Annotated in this window: 4 protein-coding genes and 1 pseudogene; 2 read left to right on the top strand and 3 right to left on the bottom strand. The window is 65.6% G+C overall.

Annotated features, from left to right (window positions below):
* Window positions 1–588: 588 nt before the first annotated feature.
* Both ACK4HL_RS20260 and ACK4HL_RS20255 read left to right on the top strand, forming a co-directional pair.
* Complete coding sequence (locus tag ACK4HL_RS20260; protein ID WP_328831053.1) at window positions 589–960, top strand: VIT1/CCC1 transporter family protein; 372 nt, start codon at window positions 589–591, stop codon at window positions 958–960.
* Entirely contained in the window at window positions 960–1,208 is a 249-nt protein-coding gene (locus ACK4HL_RS20255) for a hypothetical protein (protein WP_194743713.1), read from the top strand. Before ACK4HL_RS20260 ends, ACK4HL_RS20255 begins: the two co-directional genes overlap by 1 nt.
* 89 nt (window positions 1,209–1,297) lie before the next feature.
* On the opposite strand, the pseudogene ACK4HL_RS20250 reads toward ACK4HL_RS20255, so the two are convergent.
* From ACK4HL_RS20250 to ACK4HL_RS20240, 3 genes and pseudogenes are all read right to left on the bottom strand, one after another.
* Window positions 1,298–2,059: pseudogene (locus tag ACK4HL_RS20250) on the bottom strand (IS5 family transposase).
* Between the two features lie 782 nt (window positions 2,060–2,841).
* Window positions 2,842–3,888, bottom strand: coding sequence for a ribonucleotide-diphosphate reductase subunit beta (locus ACK4HL_RS20245; protein WP_194743712.1), 1,047 nt, complete (start codon window positions 3,886–3,888; stop codon window positions 2,842–2,844).
* Between the two features lie 152 nt (window positions 3,889–4,040).
* On the bottom strand, window positions 4,041–5,413 hold a 1,373-nt coding region (locus ACK4HL_RS20240; RefSeq protein WP_409764616.1), incomplete at its 5' end, for a ribonucleoside-diphosphate reductase subunit alpha.

Here is a 5,413-nt window from a genome sequence, read left to right as displayed (position 1 = left end):
AGCTCAGCCTGGTAGAGCACCGTCTTCGGGAGGCGGGGGCCGGAGGTTCGAATCCTCTTTCCCCGACCATCTTTTCCGAGGGCCGCGGCCGGCGCTCCGCCGGTCCGCAGCCCCATCGGCGGCATTGTCCGTCTTGCCGCACAGCGTGCCGGGCAAGCGAAGGCTAAGAGCCTGCCCTCGCACAACGATCCGCCTTCCCTCGCGTCCGTGTGCATGCGGCCGGGGCGGCATTCGGCGTCGACCAGGCAGTTTTGCAATGATCGACTGCCACAGGTCCGGTTGCGGGTCTCGATGCCCGATCGGGTACGGGTGAGCCGAGCGCCTGCCGACATTCGGCAAGGCCCGGAGCACGGCATGGCGCCGCCGGGCGAAGACGGCCTGCACCGGGTCAACATCTCCCCCATTTCTCCTTGGGCGTGACGCCGCTGTCGCTCAGGCAGCAACGCCGACCCGCGAAGTTGCGGAACGCGTTCACGGTCGGCCGGAGTGCTCGCGCCACATCGCCGAAGGCAACTTGTCGCCGGCTTGTCGCCGGCCTGTCCCCGGCGCGACCGTGGCGATAGCAGGCGGCTGGACGGAAGGAGAAGCATGGCGGCGCGTTCCTTCGGATCTGACCTCGCGCATCATCTCGGCCAGCGGCAGTCACGCCGGGCCTGGGCGCCTGCGGCGCAGGACAGGATCATCAGCCCGGCGGGCCTTCTCCTCGGGTTTAGCGGCGCAGGAGCAAGCAAGCGGACGCCGCTGATTGCCGGGAGCTCGGCAATCGTCGCGGAAATGCCGACCCCAGGCGAAGCCAAGTGGGCCGAGACGGCAGCGGAGCGGGACGGGCAGATCGCCGCGACTGCCGAGGAGCGGCAGGAACCGAAGGCCGGGCGGGAGGCCGAACGGGCCGAGATCGTTGCCGTCTACGTGGCGAAGGAGCCGGCGCCGGAGCTTGCCGGGGAGGTGGTGGATGGCTGATGCGGCGCTCGCCGCTGAAGGCAGCGCTGGAGCGCGAGCACGGGATCGTGCGGCTGGTGTCGGCGGCGCACGTCGCGACTGCAGGCACCGGCGCGGCGCTCGCCTTCGGGCTGGGCGCCGCCATTGCCTTCCTGCTCGCATGGTATCCGCCGGCGCGGATCGAGCTGCCGCTCATCACTGTCTCGGTGCTGGTGTCGCTGGTGGCGATTTCGGTGGCCGGGGTCCGGGCGGGGGGGGGATCCATGTGAAGCGAACTCTGGTCCGGACGCTGATCGTGGCCGCCTTCACCATCCTCGTCAGCTACACCGTGGGAGACGTGGCGTTCTAGGCTCAGGACTCATTGACCACGCCAGAAGATGACGGTGGCTGCGATGCAGACGGCTGAGAAGAAGGCGTGTGCGCAGCGGTCGTAGCGGATGGGGATGCGGCGACAGGCTTTCAGGCGGCCGAACATGATCTCGATCTTGTGGCGCTGGCGGTAGAGGACGGGGGCATGCGGAATGGCGGTCGTGCGGCTGGATTTGGAAGGGATGCAGGCGGCGGTGCCGCGCTCGGCCAAGGCGTTGCGGAAGCCGTTGCCGACATAGCCCTTGTCGGCGATCGGCTCCCTGGCTGGCGGTAAGGCATTGCGCAGCAACGCAGCGCCCCGGTGACGCTGGCCTGGCCTTCGGTCAGGAGCATGACCAAGGGCCGCCCCTGGCCGACGGTGACAGCATGCAGCCTGGAGTTCGGTCCGCCACAGGTCGCGCCCGATATTTCGGGGAAGAGCCCCTGTTGAACAGACTGGCAGCGGTTCGATGGGCCTTCAGCTGCGTCGCGTCGATCATCAGCCTGTCGGGCTTGCCGGCCCTGGCCGCCAGCTCGGCGAAGATCGAGTTGAACACGCCCAGGCGGCTCCAGCGGATGAACCGGTTGTGTGACAGGTCTTGTGCGGCCCCTGGGCCGGCAGCGCACCCCGCCAGCGCAGGCCGTTCCTGAGCACGAAGACGATCCCGGAGATCACCCGCCGATCATCCACTCGCGGAACCCCATGAGAAAGCGGGAAAAACGGCTCAATGCGCCGCATCTGCGCCTCGCTCAGCAACCACACGCCCGACATCAGCAGCACCTCCCAGATGCCGCCATCGAATCAACGCATCGCCGCCAACACCAGGGATTGAATAGGTGCTGAGCCTAGGAAAGGCGGTCAGGCTTCAACGACATCGAGGCAGCGTTCGACGCGCGCGAACACGTGCGAGAGGCGGCCAATCCCGCTCCGCCCGAAAAATTGCGATCGACCCAGCGGAGACGTCCTATTTGCTTCGTGTCAGAAGCCCCTTGGCCGATACGGTCGATATCCCGGGGATGATGGAAATCTTGGTGCAAATGGGTCTACAGTTCCCTGTTTTCCGGTATAGGGGTTGAAGTTCGCCTCCGATGACCAATTGTTCATCCTGCTGGAATCTGGCGCCGACCTGTAGTGGGGCGCCACATAAGTGCCATCAGACCGGATATACCCACGCACATGCACTGATGACTGCGCAAAGGCTGGAGTCGATGCGAGGAAAACCAGAACTCCGACTACCTTCCGCATAACAAGATCCTCCCGCACAAAATGTAGCGAACCGGAAACGAAGCTGCAAGAAGGGGTGTCGAGAAGTCTGCAGTTGCGGCACGGCATGACCTGGACGCGAGGAGTGTGCGACCCCAAGCAAGGGATGAGCGGCCCCGACACTCGTGAACGTGAGCGGTTCCTGTCAATCAGGGACGCAATCCGGTGCGTGAAGGCGATGCAGGACTGGAAGCGGACGTGGAACGTCTGGCGCTCCAGTTTCCGCCGGGCGCTCGGGATATCGGTATTGGCCGGGTGCAGGGGCGGCTCGCCCCTGCCCGCCGGAGGCGTCATTCCGCCGCGACGCCGGAGAGAAGATCTGCCCCCTGATCCGCGTCGTTGGCGGCGGCGGCGGTCTTGGCAGCCTGGCGGCGGTCGAAGATCTCCCACACTTCCTGCCAGTTCCCGCGCGTGGCCGCCTTCGAATACTCCGTCGCCCGGGTCTCGAAGAAGTTGGCGTGCTCCACACCCGAGAGCAGTGGCTGGAGCCAGGGGAGCGGGTGCTCCTCGATCATGTAGATGGGCGGAAGCCCCAGCTGCTTCAGCCGCCAGTCGGCCGTGAAACGGATGTACTTCTTGATCTCCTTCGGGTGCATGCCGTGGACTGGGCCCATCTCGAAGGCAAGGTCGATGAAGGCGTCCTCGAGGCGCACCGTCTTCTGGCACATGTCGAGGATATCGTCCCTGACTGCCGGCGTCAGGCACTGCCGCTCTGCGCAGAAGGCATGGAACAGGCGGATGATGCCCTCGCAGTGGAGGCTCTCGTCCCGCACCGACCAGGAGACGATCTGGCCCATGCCCTTCATCTTGTTGAAGCGCGGGAAGTTCATGAGCATCGCGAAGCTCGCGAAGAGCTGGAGCCCCTCGGTGAACGCGCCGAACATGGCGAGCGTGCGGGCGATGTCGGCATCGGTCTCGACACCGAAGCTCGCGAGATAGTCGTGCTTGTCCCGCATCTCCTTGTAGTTGAGGAAGGCGGCATACTCGGTCTCGGGCATGCCGATGGTGTCGAGGAGGTGCGAGTAGGCCGCGATGTGGACCGTCTCCATGTTGGAGAAGGCGGTCAGCATCATCTTGATCTCGGTCGGCTTGAACACCCGGCCATAGCGGTCGTGGTAGCAGTCCTGCACCTCGACGTCGGCCTGGGTGAAGAAGCGGAAGATCTGGGTGAGCAGGTTCCGCTCGTGGTCGGTCAGCTTCTGCGCCCAGTCTCGGCAGTCCTCGCCGAGCGGGACTTCCTCGGGCATCCAGTGAATCTGCTGCTGGCGCTTCCAGTACTCGTAGGCCCAGGGGTATTCGAAGGGCTTGTAGGTGCGGCTGGCTTCGAGGAGGGGCATGGGTCACTCCACAGGCGGAGAACAGAGATAGAACGAGGTCGCGCGCCGGGCAAGGGCTTGCCGGAAAGTTTCGGGCACGACGGGTCGGACAGGCTGAGACCCGCCGACGGCCAGGCCGCCGGAGCGGCCCGCCCCGCCGGCCGAACGCTTTGCTACTGGCACGCCAGGCACTCGTCGTACTTGTTGGCGTCGAGCTCGATCCGGCGCGGCTCGGGCGTGTTGTCCGCCTCCACTCCGCCGAAAAGGCCACCCGCTTCCCCGCCGACGAAGCCGGCGCGCTGCACCGACTTGGAGCGGAGATAGTAGAGCGACTTGATGCCCAGCTCCCAGGCGCGGAAGTGGAGCATGAGAAGATCCCACTTCTCGACATCGGCCGGGATGAACAGATTCAGGGACTGCGCCTGGTCAATGTAGGGCGTGCGATCGCCGGCAAGCTCGAGGAGCCAGCGCTGGTCGATCTCGAAGGCGGTACGGAAAACGGCCTTCTCGTCGGCGGTGAGGAAGTCAAGGTGCTGGACCGAGCCGTCATGCTCGAGGATCGAGTTCCACACCGCATCCGAGTTCTTGGCCTTTTCGATGAGCAGCTTCTCGAGATGGGGGTTCCGGATCACGAAGCTGCCCGAGAGCGTCTTGTGGGTGTAGATGTTGGCCGGAATGGGCTCGATGCAGGCCGAGGTGCCGCCGCAGATGATGGAGATGCTGGCGGTCGGCGCGATCGCCATCTTGCACGAGAAGCGCTCCATCACGCCCATCTCCTCGGCGTCCGGGCAGGGCCCGCGCTCGACGGCAAGCAGCATCGAGGCTGCGTCCACCCGCTCGCGGATGTGCCGGAACATCTTCAGGTTCCACGACTTGGCAAGCGCGCTCTCGAACGGGATGCGGCGCGCCTGGAGGAAGCTGTGGAACCCCATGACGCCGAGGCCCACCGAGCGCTCGCGCATGGCGGCATATTTCGCGCGGCGCATCTCGTCGGGCGCGCGGGCGATGTAGTCGGAAAGCACGTTGTCGAGGAAGCGCATGACGTCCTCGAGGAAGCGCGGGTCGGCGTGCCACTGGTCCCAGGTCTCGAGGTTGAGCGAGGAGAGGCAGCAGACGGCGGTGCGGTCGTTCCCCAGATGATCGGGCCCGGTGGGCAGCGTGATCTCGGAGCAGAGGTTGGACGTCGTGACCTTGAGCCCCAGGTCGCGCTGATGCTTCGGCATCGCGCGGTTCACGTGGTCGATGAAGATGATGTAGGGCTCGCCCGTTGCGAGGCGCGTCTCGACCAGCTTCTGGAACAGCGTGCGGGCATCCACCTCGCCGCGCTTCGAGCCATCGCGCGGGGAGACGAGGACGAAGCGCTCGCCCTTCCTGACCGCCTCCATAAAGGCGTCGGTGACGAGAACGCCATGATGGAGGTTCAAGGCCTTGCGGTTGAAGTCCCCGGCGGGCTTGCGGATTTCCAGGAACTCCTCGATCTCGGGGTGGGAGATGTCGAGGTAGACGGCGGCCGAGCCGCGCCGGAGCGAACCCTGCGAGATGGCGA

Source organism: Aestuariivirga sp. (assembly GCF_046294715.1).
In the GTDB taxonomy this organism is placed as follows: domain Bacteria; phylum Pseudomonadota; class Alphaproteobacteria; order Rhizobiales; family Aestuariivirgaceae; genus Aestuariivirga.
Note: the sequence above shows the minus strand (reverse complement) of the source record. Positions and strands in the feature narration are given on the sequence as shown.

Coding starts and splice junctions, on each gene's coding strand:
- ACK4HL_RS20260 (WP_328831053.1), top strand. CDS start 589: ATGGCGGCGCGTTCCTTCGGATCTGACCTCGCGCATCATCTCGGCCAG.
- ACK4HL_RS20245 (WP_194743712.1), bottom strand. CDS start 3,888: ATGCCCCTCCTCGAAGCCAGCCGCACCTACAAGCCCTTCGAATACCCC.
- ACK4HL_RS20255 (WP_194743713.1), top strand. CDS start 960: ATGCGGCGCTCGCCGCTGAAGGCAGCGCTGGAGCGCGAGCACGGGATC.